This is a genomic window from Paenibacillus phytorum (assembly GCF_013141715.1).
GTDB classification, from domain to species: domain Bacteria; phylum Bacillota; class Bacilli; order Paenibacillales; family NBRC-103111; genus Paenibacillus_E; species Paenibacillus_E phytorum.
On sequence record NZ_WHOA01000246.1, the window covers coordinates 39,530 to 53,886 of the forward strand.

Here is a 14,357-nt window from a genome sequence, read left to right on the forward strand (position 1 = left end):
GGAGGATCTGATTTCATGCTGCAAAATGAAAAAGATACCAGCCTTCTTGCCCATTGGTCTTTTGATGAAGTATTAGGTAAGACGGCGCAAGATTCAATCAGCAAGATGAATGATTCCATCGATTACGTATTCAATCATGCACGTTTCAAAGCGTCCAGCGACCCGCAAAGGAGGAAAGGTATTAGAGGCAATGCCTTGTTGTTCGACGGGTATTCGACTTGGATCAAGCGATCGGCCGATCAGATCAGTAAACCAAGCGACGCTTTGACGCTTGAGGCGTGGGTGGCGCCGAGGTCTTACGAGTTCGGAGACGAACACCGTCTTTCTGCCATCATCAACCAACATGACAGGGAGAAAAAGGAGGGCTTTATCTTAGGCATGTACAGACATGGGACCTGGTCCATGCAGCTCGGACTCGATAATGAATGGGGCGAAGTTTGGTCTGAGGAACACCCCCTTTCCACGAACGAGTGGTCTTATGTGGCAGCCACCTATGACAAGGAAGCCTGCGAAATGAAGCTGTATTTAAACGGCATAGAAGTCGCATCGAAACAGACTCCCGCACCAGCATTGATAACCCCGTCCAGCCAAGATCTATTAATTGGAAAAAATAATCAGGCGGCTGTATTGGCTGACGATTTTTCGCTTCATATGTTCAATGGATTAATCGACGAAGTGAAGATTTATAACCGTGCCTTGTCTTCGGAGGAAATTTCGTCTTCTTTTGACCGTTATTTGGCTCCTTATGGGGGGGAAATCCCTTCGATTCCATATGACGATTTGAAGCTTGACCGTAGTTTATTAGCCAGTGACAGACACCGCCCGCAATTTCATGTAAGTCCTCCCGCTCATTGGATGAATGAGCCGCATGCGCCGATTTATTTTAACGGACAGTATCACCTGTTTTATCAGCATAATCCGCAAGGACCTTATTGGCATCAAATTCATTGGGGACATTGGGTTAGTGATGATATGGTACATTGGAGAGATTTGCCTGTTGCGTTGTCACCTGAAAAGAATGCGGTCGATCCGGACGGTGACTGGTCTGGAAGCGCTGCTTATGATGAGAATGGGCTTCCGGTTCTGTTCTTTACGGCCGGAGACGACAGCGCAGAACCGAATCAGCGGGTCGGTCTGGCGCGAAGCACATTCGCCCAAGATGGAGATAACGATTTGGTTCACTGGGTGAAGCATCCCACGCCAGTTGTCATACAGCAAAAAGGGATCGGAAAATTCGGAGATTTCCGCGACCCGTTTGTATGGAAAGACGGTGATACCTGGTATATGCTGGTTGGCTCAGGAACAGTAGCGGATGGTGGAACTGCTTTTGCGTATACATCGAAAAACTTGACGGATTGGGAGTATAAAGGTCCATTTTATATTAGCAATCATGAGAAATATCCATATTTGGGACCTGTTTGGGAGCTTCCTGTTTTACTTCCGTTGGGTAAAGACAAGCATGGCCATGATAAGCATGTATTTCTCATCAGTCCGGTAGGAGCCGATGCGGATGTAGAAGTCTATTATTGGATAGGCACGTTCGATAAGGAACATTTTCGCTTCATACCGGATCAGGATGAGCCTCAACTCATCGATGTTGGGGACTTCCATTTCACGGGTCCCAGTGGGATGGTCGATCCAAAAACGGATCGTAACATCTTGTTCACAATCGCGCAAGGGCAGCGGACTCCGGCGTTGGACTACAGCTCGGGTTGGGCCCATAACGGCGGTTTGCCTGTCAGCTTATTTTTGCGTGACGATGGACGTCTCGGGGTTGAACCTATCGAAGAATTGCAATCGCTTAGGGGGAAAAAACTTGCTTCTTTCACAAACAAATCTTTGAAAGAAGCGAATTCTCTCATTCACGAAGTAAAAGGCGATATGCTGGACATCATCCTGGAATTGGAGCCCGAAACAGCGAAACAGTTCGGTCTTAAAGTTCGACGTTCGCCGGAAGGTGAAGAAGAGACATTGCTCTACTACGATGCGGAAGCATCCACGTTGAATGTGAACAGGATGAAGACGACTCTAGATAAGTTTGAACGCAGTAAAGGGAATCAAGGTGGCAGTCTGGAGCTGGGCGAAGAGAATTTGAAGCTGCATATTTATTTGGATCGTTCGATGATCGAAGCCTATGCCAATGGGATAAAAAGCTTGACCACAAGGGCATATCCGAGCAGATCCGATTCGCTTGGGCTGCAGATCTGGGGTGACGGAAGCGTGAAGGTCAGATCCATGGAAGTATGGGAAATGAACTCGGCCTTCGGGTCCACAGTCCCTGCCTATGTTCCAGAGCAGTTTGCAGATGGGGGACTAAGCAAATAAATCAAATATCGGAGGATTCATGATTATGAAACTTGGTTTTATCGGTTGCGGAGTTATTTCTACTGCACACTTGGAAGGCTTGGAACAATTAAAAAATGAAGGCAAGAAAACATTTGATTTAACAGCTATTTGCGATCTTAAGCAGGATCGGGCAGAGGCGTTTGCGGCGGAAGTGGAAAAGCGGCTCGGAAACAGGCCCGAAGTATATACGGATTATCGACGGATGCTGGAGGAAGGCCGATTGGATGCGGTCTCTGTTTTGCTGGATCATGATTTGCATCATACCGTTGCGGAAGATTGTTTTGCTGCGGGAGTTCATGTGCAAATGCAAAAACCGCTCGCGATTTCGCCTTCCTTCGGATGAAAAATGATTGCAGATGCGAAAAAGCACGGCATGATCTTGACATTATCTGAACCTAGCGTATTAGGGGCCGAAAATGTTGCGATGGCAAGGGCGGTAAAAGAGGGTATTATCGGTTCCGTATACATGATTATGGACTATGCAACGGTAACGCTCGGCCGCAAATATTTTGCCGGAACGGCTTGGCGTCATATGAAGGGAAGAGCGGGAGCCGGATGGATCAATGATCACGGCGTCCACCGGACTCATTTTTTTACTGAAGTGAACGGTCCTGTTAAAGAAGTATTCTCGTATACGGAAATTTTTGAAAAGGAATTGAGCAACGGGGAAACGATCATTCATCCTACCGGAGAAGATACGTCGGTAACTGTTCTTCGTTTTGAAAACGGCGGGTTGGGACACTGGATGTGCAGTACCGCCGCCCATGGCGAAAGAACCGGCGGGGTGTGGATTTACGGCAGCAAAGGATGCTTCCGTCCCGGACAACATGCGGCGCCCGAAGATGGGAGAATCATCCCGATATCTGAAATCATCGAACGTTATGCGCCCGATACGGTACAAAATCCGTTTGCGCATTCTTATGTGGAATTATGGGAAGCAATAGCGGATCAAAAGCAGGCGATCTCGAGCGCCGAGCGGGGGCTTGAGGCTTTGGGGGTCGTATTTGCCGCTTTGGAATCCGCGACGATCGGTCAGCCTGTTCAGGTCCAAGATGTCATCCTTGGTAAAAAGCATGCATACGAGGATATGGTGATAGAGGAAATGAATTCATTCAAAAAATAGCAGGTGCTCATGCCCATTCCTGCGGCCTCCACGTTGGTGGCGGCCGCTATTCTTGAAGGGATTTGCAATCGCTTACAAGTTTGGAGGGAAATGTGTGAAAAGAGGCCGTGTATTATTTCGCTTTATTGCAAGAATGAGAGCAATGGTCTTATGTTTGTTCGTGGCGGGGATCCAGGTTTTCTCACCGCCTTCAGTCGTCCATGCTTATTCCGCCACGATTACGAATCCAAGTTTCGAGACAGGGGATTTGACAGGCTGGACCGTTGTTAGCGGTACCTCATTCAGTATCGCCGCTGTGGCTTCGGATTCGAGCTACTGGAATAAGCAAGCGTTCAACCAGCATAACTTCTGGCACATCTGGGATGGGCGAGGCGACAATTCCAAGGTTGGCGTCCTGCAGTCCGAGACGTTTACGCTGGGCGGAAACGGCGCAGTTGATTTTCTGATCGGCGGTAACAATGACATCAGCAACCTGTTTGTTGCTCTCGTGCGGGATTCCGACGGCGTCGAGCTGATGAAAGCGACCGCCAGCAACACAGATACATATACTCGCGTCAACTGGAATGCGGCTGCTTACGTAGGGACGGTCGTTAAAATTAAAATCGTGGATAATTCAACAACGGGTCATATCAATGTTGATGATTTCCACGTTCCGCAGACGGCTTCGCTCCACGGACATGTGCAGCCGGCTCTGTACAATCCGGATTTTGAATTGACGGATCTCATTCCGAACGAGATCAAGGGCTGGATGAATATTAGCGGTGACGCGTTTGCACCAAGTAACTTAGTGCATGAAAATGACTATAGTCAAGGTGGCTCGTTCGGTAAAGTCGGAAACTATCATTTGTGGGGATTTAAGGCCGGGGGTGAAAGTGCAGTAGGCGTTCTAAAGTCCTCAACCTTCACGTTAGGCGGAAACGGTGGAATCGACTTCCTCGTAAGCGGTGGGCGAGACCTCAATAATCTGTACGTTGCACTTGTGCGTGCTTCGGACAGTGTAGAGGTGTTTAAGGAAACCGGAAGCAATTCCGAGGCGTACCGACGGGTGTTCTGGGACGCGTCGGCGTATATCGGCCAAGATTTGTACATTAAGATCGTCGATAACTCCACCGGCAGCTGGGGCCATATCAACGTTGACGATTTCAATGTCTTCAATTCGATCTATGCGGGCGGCTTAGTCGGCCAATGGCATCTGAACGATGGGACGGGCACCTCAGCGACGGATACCGTATCAGGCAATGCCGATCCTGTCGCGTATCATTTGAACACCGACGTGTACCAACCAGCACAAAGTCCGCTTTGGAAAAGCGACGGCATTAGCGGCGGTGCTCTGCTGTTTGACGGCTATTCGACGTCGATCACTCATCCTGCTAATAAGTTTCCGACTCCGACCAAAGCGATCACTGTCGAAGCGTGGGTAGCACCGCGCAACTTTGAGTCCGGAGCCGAAGGCCGATTGTCCGCGATCGTCAACCAGCATAACCGGGAGTCCAAGGAAGGCTTTATTCTCGGCAACTACCGAAGCGGCGTATGGGGCTTCCAATTCGGTACCGGAACCGACTGGCGGGAAATTATGTCGGATAAGCAATTGCCGCTCGACGAGTGGTCGTATGTGGTCGCTACTTACAGCAGCGATACGGGGCTAGCCGCCTTGTATCTCAATGGCCAACAGGCGGCCTCAGCGAATTTCCCGGTCGGCCAGCCGATATTGGCAAGCGATACCGATTTGCTGATCGGCAAAAACAATCAAGCGTTTTGGTTATACGGCTTTAATCTGAACGCGTTCAGCGGTCTGATCGACGAGGTGAAAATCCGCAACCAAGTCGTTCCTGCGGCCGACATTCAAAGCGCTTACAACTCGTATGTGAACGCACTTAACGGTAATCTGCCAACGGCCAACAATCGAATCGATCGCAGCATTTTGGCGAACGATTCGCAGCGTCCGCAGTTCCATGCCGAACCGCCTTCGGCATGGCAGAACGAGCCGGGCGGCGCGATCTATTTTGGCGGTCAGTACCATGTGTTTTATCAAAGCAACCCGCGCGGTCCGTATTGGGATAATATCCGTTGGGGCCATTTGGTCAGCAGCGATATGGTGCACTGGCGAGACGCGCAGGACGCGGTCATTCCTGAGAAAAACGCGGTTGATATCGACGGCGCGTGGGCCGGCGGCTCCGTACTGGATGGCAACGGCATACCGGTCATCTTCTACACGGCCGGTGATAATCGGAGAACGCCGAATCAACGGATCAACATCGCCCGCAGCACCTATGCGCAAGACGGCGACAACGACTTGAACCGTTGGACGAAGAGTCCGAAGGTCGTCGTCGACCAGCAAGCGGGTCAAGGCATTTTTGGCGAATTCCGGGATCCGTTCGTATTCAAGGATGGAAGCACTTGGTTTATGCTTGTGACCTCCGGCATTCAAGATGCGCAAGGAAACGCCGTCGGCGGCACTGCGCTCGTGTATTCGACGACGGATCCAACGCTTGAAACCGGCTGGACGTATCGCGGTCCGCTGTATGTCGGTAACTATACGATCTATCCGCAAACCGGACGCGTATGGGAGCTGCCGAACTTGCGTCCGCTCGGTACGAGCGGCAAGTATATTTTCATGATCAACCCGGCCAAAATGTCGAGCTCGGAGTATCAGTCCCGCTACACGTATTACTGGATCGGCACATGGAACCCGACGACGGCGCAGTTTACGCCGGACAATGCGACGCCGCAATTGCTCGACGTCGGCGAACATTTCACGGGACCGGCGGCCGGCCTCACATCGGACGGACGGACCGTCATTTACAGCATCGCGCAGGGCAGAAGAACGGCGACGATGGATTCCAATGCCGGATATGCCCATAACTTCGGGCTGCCGCTGAACGTGTACCTGCGTCCGGACGGCAAGCTTGGCGCGGACCCGATCACCGAATTGACGTCACTGCGAGGCACGCAGCTCGTCAACATCACGACGGATACGACTTTCACGGCTGCAAACACAGCGTTGTCCAGCATCAGTTCCGACATGTATGAAATCGTGGCGGAAATCGCTCCGGGCACTGCGAACGAAGTTGGATTCAGCTTGCGCCGTTCGCCTGGCGCGGAAGAATTGACCAATGTGTACTATAAGAAGAGTTCGACGGAATTCTGGGTCGACCGGACCAAGGGGAGCCTGGACCCGGACGTCGAGAAATGGTATCAAGGCGGTGTCGTCGACATCGGAACGGAAAACATCAAGCTGCACATTTACGTGGACCGTTCGATGATCGAAGCGTATTTGAACGGATTGAAATCGCTCACGACGCGGGCATATCCGACGCGCAGCGATGCGGAAGGCATCCAGCTGTATGCGAATGCCAGCCCGGACACGGTCATCGTGAAATCGTTGCAAGTGTGGGCAATGAATTCGGCATACACGGCGGTGAATCCTACAGGTGTTTCCTTGCCGGCGACGAAAACGATTATTAATGGAGACAGCCAACTGTTACAGGCGACGGTTTCGCCTTCGAACGCAACGAACAAGGATGTTACCTGGACATCCAGCAATTCGGCTGTGGCATCGGTCGTGGGCGGAAACGTGACCGCGAAAGCAGTCGGTACGGCTACCATTACGGCGACAACGAGAATCGGAGGCTTTACCGCCACGAGCGCGATTACGGTCGTCGCGGAGCCGGCGCACGGCAATTTGATCAACCCGGATCTTAACGACAATTTGTCGGGCTGGACCATTCTGAGCGGCGACGCGTTCAGCAATTTGGATGTGACAACGGCGGGCGATTGGGGCTGGGGCGGACCGTTCAATCAAAGCGGAAACAGCCATTTCTGGGGCGCGAAAAATACGATCGACTCGCAAGTCGGTTCGATGCGCTCGCAAAAATTCATTCTCGGCGGCAACGGACAAATCAACTTCCTGATCGGCGGCGGCAACAACTACTACGATCTGTATGTGGCGCTGGTCCGGGTTTCCGACGGAAAAGAATTGTTCAAAGCGACCGGAGGCGACCGCGAAGCATATAGCCGGGTCAATTGGGACGCGTCCGACTATAACGGTACGCAATGTTATATCAAAGTGGTTGATAACGCGACTGGCGCCTGGGGACACATTAATGTCGACGACTTCCACTTCCCGACGCAAGCGCCGACGACCACCACCATTTCCAATCCTGATTTCGAGACGGGGAATTTGACGGGCTGGACGGTCGTGAGCGGCACCGCCTTCAGCAATCTGGCCGTGGCGTCGGATACCGACTGGGGATGGGGCTGCTGCTTCAACCAGAACGGAACGTATCATGTGTGGGGATATAAAGCCGGCGGAGACGCCTTGGTTGGCGTTATGCAATCGACTACCTTTACACTGGACGGCAGCGGCTGGATCGACTTCCTGATCGGCGGCGGAAACGACATCAACAATGAGTATGTCGCTCTGGTCAGAGCGTCCGACGGCGCGGAATTAATGAAAGAGACTGGGTATAATAACGAGCAATACAGCCGGGTGTATTGGGACGCTTCCGCGTATCTGGGTGAAGACGTGTATATCAAAGTCGTCGATAACTCGACCGTCGGTTGGGGTCATATCAACGTCGACGATTTCCACGTGTACAACATGGTCAGCGATATAACGACAGGCAGCCGATATCAGCAGTATCGGGAAACGTACCATTTCACGCCGAAACGGAAATGGATGAACGACCCTAGCGGACTCGTGTATGACAACGGCGAATATCATCTGTTCTACCAGAAGAATCCGACGGGTACGACATGGGGACCGATGTTCTGGGGCCACGCGGTTAGCACGGACCTCGTAAACTGGCAAGACTTGCCTATCACGCTCGAAAGGGATAGCAACGGCTACCCTTGGTCGGGCAGCGTGGTCGTGGACACGTACAACACGAGCGGGTTTCAAACCGGTACCGAGGCGCCGATGGTTGCGATCTTTACGCAGGAAAACAGCGGCGTACAGGTGCAGAGCATCGCGTACAGCAACGACAGAGGCCGAACGTGGACCAAGTACGTAAGCAACCCGGTCATGGCGATGCCGACGGGACTCAGCGTATTCCGCGACCCGAAAGTGTTCTGGAATGCGGGAACGAACAACTGGGTGATGGTCATCTCCGCAGGGGACCGAGTGCGATTCTACACGTCCGCGAACCTGAAGACCTGGACGTATGCGAGCGAGTTCGGAAGTTTGGGCGGCTCGCATGGCGGCACATGGGAATGCCCGGACTTGTACCAACTGCCGGTTGACGGCAATCCGGCCAATATGAAATGGGTATTGTCGGTCAGTATCGGCAACGGGGCGCCGGCGGGCGGCTCGGGCTTTCAATACTTTGTCGGCCAGTTCAACGGCACGACGTTCACGAACGACAACCCATCCAGCACCGTGCTCTGGCGAGACAACGGTTCAGACAATTACGCCGGGACATCGTTCAACAACATTCCGGCAACGGATGGCCGCCGGATCGAGATCGGCTGGATGAACAACTGGAACTACGGGCAAAGCATTCCTGCATCCATTTCGAGAAGCACGATGACGCTGCCTCGCGAGGCAAAATTGACCACGGTCGGCTCTGCGGTCTACTTGGCGACAACGCCGGTGACGGAGACGAATGCGCTTCGCGGAACGGCTGCCAGCTGGATGAACCAAACGATCATACCCGGAAGCAACTTGTTGTCGGCCTTATCCGGTAACGCTTGGGAGATCGTCGCGGAATTCCAAAACGATACGGCGACGGCGACCGAATACGGCTTCAAAGTCCGCAAGGGCCCGAACGATGCGACTGTTGTCGGGTACAATAAAATGAGCTCGAAGATGTTCGTCGATCGTACCGCATCGGGCGAGTCCAAATTCAACAGCACCTTTGCGGCGAGACATGAAGTCGTCATGTCACCGGATAACAACAAGGTAACGCTGCGCATTTTCGTCGATCGCGCATCGGTCGAAGCGTTCGGCAATAACGGCAAGGCGGTCATCACGGATCAAATCTTCCCGTTGCTTGCCGATTCGGGGCTGGAGCTGTACGCGACGGGCGGAAATGTCACCTTGAACAGTCTGACGGCGTATAACATTAGCCCGACGACGGAACTGACGAATCACGATTTCGAAACCGGCGATTTGACCGGCTGGACGGTCGTCAGCGGAACCGCCTTCAGCAACTCGAGCGTCACCTCGTTAACGAACTGGGGCTGGGGCGGACCGTTCAAACAAAACAACAAATACCACCTGTACGGCTATTTGAACGGTGGAGACGCTGCGGTCGGCGTATTGCAATCGCAAACCTTTACGCTCGGCGGCAGCGGCAAGATCGACTTTTTGATCGGCGGCGGCAACAATATCAGCAACTTGTACGTCGCGCTTGTCCGCGCTTCGGACGGAGTCGAACTGATGAAGGCGACAGGCGCCAACAACGAAGCATACTCGCACGTGTTCTGGGATGCATCGGCTTATTTGAATACTTCTTGTTATATCAAAATCGTCGACAACAACATCGGCGGATGGGGTCATCTTAACGTTGATGATTTTAATGTGCCGGTGAATACGCCTTAACATTTAAAGTGTTCTACAAGGGCTATCCGGTAAGGTCTATAAGATCGAGGGATAGCTCCTTGTTTTTTCATGTAGGAAAGTTATTAGAAGATTTCTTTTTTCGATAAAAAGAAGGATTAACGCCTTCAATTTTTTTAAATGCTTTACTGAAGGAATGAATATCCGGAAATCCGATAAGTTCCGCAATTCGTGTTAAAGGTTCATCAGTAAACTGGATCATTTCTCTTGCCTTTTCTATGCGCATTAACTGGTGATATTGGATTGGACTCATCCCAAATGTTTGATTAACAATGTGATCAAATAGTATTTGCTGATTCCGGAAATTTTAGCTAGTTCATCTAAAGTAACCTTTTGACCAATGTTGTGCTTTAAGAAAATTCGGACTTGCTCCAACTCGTTGAGATTGGAAAGTAAGTGAGGATTTCGATTCCAATAGTTTTCGCGCAATAATGCTGTGAATAATTGAATAAATAATCCCTTCATATTCAATTCATAAAATGGCAACTTCATTTGAAATTCTCTTATAATTTCAAAAAGTAATTTTTCAATAGCTAGATGATGCCGCAAATGTATATGGCTTGCTAGAGGTAATGTTAATTGCTCAATATCGTCGTTTCGGAACCATTTCATTTCATCTGTCGTTATATTTTCTAATTTTTTAAAGGAAACTTTAACATCAGGACTATCTTCTTGATAGAGCAAATCAAAATGTAAATGGGGTTGTCGAACTAAATCTGTACCAATCTTTCTGATCGAATGCCTTTGTCTGGGGCGAAAGAAAAATAAGTCGCCTGGTTCTCCTAAATAAACATCATCTTCTACAGTAACTTTTAATCTGCCTTCCTTTACATAAAGAATCTCATAGTCAAATAATACTCTCTCTTCCAAATACCAAGGAAAGGAGACATGCTCCTCTGATTTTAGGGATCCGAAAGTATGGAAACACGAAGATAAATGGTATATGATCGTAGGTTCAAGTAAAGATGGGAAAGGAAGATAGGCTTCTCGCCAAATCATTTTTGCTCTTGAATTCCAGTTGTTGCTCCTTACAATCGTTTTCTCGAAAATAAATTCGCCATGAGAAAACTTTCGGAATTGTTCCTATCAAGAGCATTATGATTTTATATTCATAGGATAAACACTCTATAAAGGAATACCTATTTATTAAGGAGCTGATACATCATGGTTTTGCAGAAAATTCGTATTTCTTTTTTATCCAATTTCATCATTGCTTTAATGGGATTTATGCTTACTTTTGTTGGAGGTATTTTTGGAAACTGGATTTCTCTTTGGTTACCAGCCTTTATTTGTAACGTTATTGGCATGATAGTTCTCGTTATAATAGGTGTTTGGGTCTTGTGTCAGCCTTTGTTATCCAAAAAGTCTGAGAAGATGCCTTCTAGTAGTTCCATGTTAATTCACATTTTGCAAAGTCCTGAAGATGCGGATTTGGATGGTTCGAAAACTGTTGGGATTACTGAATCGATCATTCTTGGGCTTGCACTATCTATAAATAATTTGGCTGGCGGTTTTGATGCAGGAATTATACATCTTAATATATGGGTTATTTCTTCTATTTCTGGTCTATTCAGTTATGTATGTGTTGGTTTATTTGCATTTCTTGGAGCAAAATTTGCTGCCCAAAGGCTAGGATAACGTGCAGGTTTTATCTCTGGTGCCCTTCTGATCTTAGTGGGCTTGCATCAAGTTTTAGGATAAATAATAGGCCTTTTTAATGGGGATGATGGTCTCGAAAGAGGGATAGCTGTTCCCTCATACTATATCTCTAAGAGTACCCTCAGAAACGCCAATATGTTTGCAAATTCCTTCTGCTTCATTTGGGTGGTTTTCATATGTATGTAAGCGTCAAATATTACCCACCTAGAACTGATAAGCCCTCTATGAGAGAATCAGAAAATCAGAAACAGGAGGTTACTGGCTCAAAAAAATGAATAGCCAAAACCCCGTGACTGGAGCAATACCCGCTCTGCCTGCAGTTCAAGAAATAGAAGAATGTATTGAACAATCGATATGGGTAAGCAATCAATACGGGATCTCGACAATGTGAAAGAAACGGTATTTTTCCTCGGACGAATTGTGGACAATGCAACCGACTTGTGCGAGTAAATGTGCCCTGTGCGTTAGATAAACCGAAGCATTACTTTACACTTCACTTTGATGCTCTCATCATGACCCTTTCTAAAGATATGCCGATGAATGCAGTCAGTCGATTTATTGGCGAACACGACACTCGTTTGTGGCGGATTCTCCAATTATTACGTTGAGAACGCGATCACTACGCAAGATCTTTCTTATGTAACGAAGATTAATACGGATGAAACCTCAGCTAAGTGTGGCCACAACTACATTACTATCTTTATGGAGCCCGAATTAAAGAATGTTATCTGCGTCCGCTCCGGCAGTCATTGCAACGATGGTACTACAAACAAAGCATGTTGGTAGACATAGACCACGGTCTGACCGAAATGGTCTTTACGAATGCGTCGGATAACATCGCCTATGGTGAGCCCTGGCATCTTATTGTTGTTTTTACATTGAATTTAGATACTGAGCGATATGATTTTCTCAGAAAAATGATGCAAGAGTTAGAAAAAAAGATCTTATCGCCATTGATCGGTATTGGAAACCGCAATAAGGGTATTGAATGTACCGCGAATCATTTTTCGAAGCAATTAAAGTATCGAATTGCTTCAAAAAAGCGGTAATCATAATCGAATCCCGTAAATTGAAGATTGGGGAATCGTTCGAATATTGGACAGTAATCGAATGGAACTCCGCGCAGGATTCATCGAAAAATATTTACATGCCAAAACAGAAGCCGCTAAGCCTCATATTCATCACATTCATTAGTTTATCGCTTGGAAAGGATTATCGATCAGTTACACCTGAATCCCCGAAAATTCAATGATGCCGTATTATTGAAACTGCTGCAACTTTCGAGCAATTAAATGAAAGTTAGGATTGTTTCATTATAGGCAATTTAAGGTTAAAGGAGTGGCAATGTGCTTCCGAAAAACCGTTGAAACGTTTCCAAAAGAGTGATATCATAAGTGCATGACAACCTATACATAATTACTAGAGGTAGTTTTTGTACCCGAACATAACAGACTTGACAACACAAGACAAACCGAATGCCGTTTCGGTTTTAATCAACCACGATTTACAGCATGCAGTTGCAGAAGACTGTTTTGTTGCGGGAGTTCATGATCAGATGCAAAAACCGCTCTCCATTTCGATTTGAAAATGGAGGTCTCGTTGTGATTGTTATTTATTTCTACATCCATAATATAGGGGATAGTCTAATATGAAAAGTATTAAAGTATTATCATTTATATTTATTGCATTTGCTTTGGTTGCAATTACCGCATGCTCTTCAAGTAAAATAACGGAACCTTCAAAAACATCTGAGTTAACGGTTGCACCTTTAGCAACAGAAAAAGCAGAACCGGCAAATAAAGAGAAAGAAGTCGTGGTAGGATTTACTTTGCAAAATTTAAGCAATCCATTCTTTGTTGCGATGTCCAAAGGCGCTACTGCAGGTGCTATGCTGCATGGTGCTGATGTAATCACAGTAAGTGCTGATGGTGATCTGGCTAAGCAAACAGCACAAATCAAGGATTTTATTGCAAGAAAAGTAAATGTGATTCTTCTAAATGCTGTAGATTCCAAAGGTATAGCAGATGCTGTTAGTCAAGCTAGAGCGGCGGGAATCCCCGTCATCGCAGTTGACGTAGGTGCAGATGGAGGCGTGAACACGGTTGTAACCTCAGATAACTATCTTGCTGGAAAATTAGCTGGGGAATATATTGTTAAGCGCTTAAATGGAAAGGGAAATGTTGTTGTCATTGATGGCCCTCCTGTTTCTGCTGTAACGGATCGTATCTCTGGGTTTGAAGAAGCAATTAGAGCTACTCCAGAAATTAGAGTAGTTGCTAAAAAAAATGGGTATGGCAACCGTGAAAAATCAACTTCAATGATGGAAACCATTTTGCAAACATTTAAAAAAGGGGAAATTGACGCTGTATTTGCAACAAATGACCCTTCTGGCGTTGGTGCTAAAATTGCCGCGGAACAAGCAGGTCGAGATAAAGAAATGTTTATCGTTGGTATTGATGGTGCGCCAGATGCCGTTAAAGCGCTTAAAGAAAAGAAAAGTTTTGTTGCTACCTCAGCACAGTATCCGTTTGAAATGATTAAATTAGCAATGGATGAGGGTTTTAAAGTTCTTAAAGGTGAAAAGATTGAATCGTTAATTAATATTCCTGTTGACTTGATTACTCCAGATAATGTAGAAACATACAAAGGCTGGTAATATTCTCCACAAAA

The 14,357-nt window shown here is 47.9% G+C and carries 9 protein-coding genes and 2 pseudogenes; 9 read left to right on the forward strand and 2 right to left on the reverse strand.

The window, feature by feature from the left end; genetic code table 11:
- Positions 1 to 15: 15 nt before the first annotated feature.
- The 4 genes from GC098_RS36605 to GC098_RS36620 all read left to right on the forward strand — a co-directional run bounded on the left by GC098_RS36605 (position 16) and on the right by GC098_RS36620 (position 10,010).
- The gene (locus GC098_RS36605; RefSeq protein ID WP_171649246.1) at positions 16 to 2,325 is read left to right on the forward strand and encodes a GH32 C-terminal domain-containing protein; all 2,310 of its coding nucleotides are present in this window, start codon (positions 16 to 18) and stop codon (positions 2,323 to 2,325) included.
- A 19-nt stretch (positions 2,326 to 2,344) separates the two neighbouring features.
- On the forward strand, positions 2,345 to 2,689 hold the full coding sequence (locus GC098_RS36610) for a Gfo/Idh/MocA family protein (protein WP_171649247.1): 345 nt from the start codon (positions 2,345 to 2,347) through the stop codon (positions 2,687 to 2,689).
- 3 nt (positions 2,690 to 2,692) lie between these two features.
- Positions 2,693 to 3,469 carry a Gfo/Idh/MocA family protein gene (locus GC098_RS36615; RefSeq protein ID WP_216625557.1) on the forward strand — a complete coding sequence of 259 codons (777 nt, stop codon included), beginning with the start codon at positions 2,693 to 2,695 and terminating at the stop codon, positions 3,467 to 3,469.
- Between the two features lie 133 nt (positions 3,470 to 3,602).
- Positions 3,603 to 10,010, forward strand: coding sequence for a GH32 C-terminal domain-containing protein (locus GC098_RS36620; protein WP_171649249.1), 6,408 nt, complete (start codon positions 3,603 to 3,605; stop codon positions 10,008 to 10,010).
- A 67-nt stretch (positions 10,011 to 10,077) separates the two neighbouring features.
- On the opposite strand, the gene GC098_RS40575 is transcribed toward GC098_RS36620, so the two are convergent.
- Positions 10,078 to 10,254 carry a helix-turn-helix domain-containing protein gene (locus GC098_RS40575; RefSeq protein ID WP_246359167.1) on the reverse strand — a complete coding sequence of 59 codons (177 nt, stop codon included), beginning with the start codon at positions 10,252 to 10,254 and terminating at the stop codon, positions 10,078 to 10,080.
- A gap of 23 nt (positions 10,255 to 10,277) precedes the next feature.
- Entirely contained in the window at positions 10,278 to 10,898 is a 621-nt protein-coding gene (locus tag GC098_RS36625) for a cupin domain-containing protein (RefSeq protein ID WP_246359168.1), read from the reverse strand.
- Between the two features lie 55 nt (positions 10,899 to 10,953).
- Between GC098_RS36625 and GC098_RS40580 the strand changes: the two are divergent.
- The 5 genes and pseudogenes from GC098_RS40580 to GC098_RS36645 form a co-directional block, all read left to right on the forward strand.
- Positions 10,954 to 11,010 (forward strand): annotated as a pseudogene (locus GC098_RS40580) (hypothetical protein); the annotation flags it as partial.
- Between the two features lie 182 nt (positions 11,011 to 11,192).
- Positions 11,193 to 11,666: a manganese efflux pump gene (locus GC098_RS36630; protein WP_171649250.1), complete on the forward strand. Its 474-nt coding sequence runs from the start codon at positions 11,193 to 11,195 to the stop codon at positions 11,664 to 11,666.
- A gap of 428 nt (positions 11,667 to 12,094) precedes the next feature.
- Positions 12,095 to 12,431, forward strand: a pseudogene (locus GC098_RS41980) (helix-turn-helix domain-containing protein); the annotation flags it as partial.
- A gap of 32 nt (positions 12,432 to 12,463) precedes the next feature.
- On the forward strand, positions 12,464 to 12,736 hold the full coding sequence (locus tag GC098_RS36640; protein ID WP_171649251.1) for a hypothetical protein: 273 nt from the start codon (positions 12,464 to 12,466) through the stop codon (positions 12,734 to 12,736).
- A gap of 599 nt (positions 12,737 to 13,335) precedes the next feature.
- Positions 13,336 to 14,343: a substrate-binding domain-containing protein gene (locus GC098_RS36645; RefSeq protein WP_171649252.1), complete on the forward strand. Its 1,008-nt coding sequence runs from the start codon at positions 13,336 to 13,338 to the stop codon at positions 14,341 to 14,343.
- Positions 14,344 to 14,357 lie beyond the last annotated feature (14 nt).

Coding starts and splice junctions, on each gene's coding strand:
- GC098_RS36630 (WP_171649250.1), top strand. CDS start 11,193: ATGGTTTTGCAGAAAATTCGTATTTCTTTTTTATCCAATTTCATCATT.
- GC098_RS36645 (WP_171649252.1), top strand. CDS start 13,336: ATGAAAAGTATTAAAGTATTATCATTTATATTTATTGCATTTGCTTTG.
- GC098_RS36605 (WP_171649246.1), top strand. CDS start 16: ATGCTGCAAAATGAAAAAGATACCAGCCTTCTTGCCCATTGGTCTTTT.
- GC098_RS36640 (WP_171649251.1), top strand. CDS start 12,464: ATGTTGGTAGACATAGACCACGGTCTGACCGAAATGGTCTTTACGAAT.
- GC098_RS36620 (WP_171649249.1), top strand. CDS start 3,603: ATGAGAGCAATGGTCTTATGTTTGTTCGTGGCGGGGATCCAGGTTTTC.
- GC098_RS36610 (WP_171649247.1), top strand. CDS start 2,345: ATGATTATGAAACTTGGTTTTATCGGTTGCGGAGTTATTTCTACTGCA.
- GC098_RS40575 (WP_246359167.1), bottom strand. CDS start 10,254: ATGCGCATAGAAAAGGCAAGAGAAATGATCCAGTTTACTGATGAACCT.
- GC098_RS36615 (WP_216625557.1), top strand. CDS start 2,693: ATGATTGCAGATGCGAAAAAGCACGGCATGATCTTGACATTATCTGAA.